Source organism: Micromonospora sp. DSM 43699 (assembly GCF_055517075.1).
In genome coordinates, this window is the sequence record NZ_JBTMMT010000235.1 from 1 (window position 1) to 431 (window position 431).

At 76.8% G+C, this 431-nt stretch carries 1 pseudogene; it reads left to right on the forward strand.

Annotated elements, in window-relative coordinates:
* Positions 1-431 (forward strand): annotated as a pseudogene (locus tag AC0AIB_RS31410) (ABC transporter ATP-binding protein); the annotation flags it as partial.

Here is a 431-nt window from a genome sequence, read left to right on the forward strand (position 1 = left end):
GCTCCTGGAGGCGCTCGGCGGGGCCCGGACCATCGGCGCGAGCGGCACGGCGGCGGCCGAGACCCGCCGGGTCCTGGATCCTCTCCCGGAACTGTCCCGCACCGGGCACCGCGTCTGGGCGCTCCAGCGGGACACCGGGTGGCAGGTGGGCCTGCTGATCCCGGCCGTGGAGGTGCTGGTGCTCTGTGCCGGAGGTCTCGCCCTGCTCCGCGGTGACATCAGTGCGGGCGAACTCGCCGCGGTCGTCGGCTACACGGCGCTCGCGATGGCCGCGCTGGACCAGCTCGACGCCCTCTTCGCGCTCGGAATGTCGGCCGCCGGTGCGCGCCGGGTCGCCGAGGTCGTCGACCAGCCGGTCCCGGCCCCAGGCACCCGCGCGCGCCCGGCGGGCGGCTCCGGCACGGTGACCCTGTCGGGGGTGACGGTCCGTT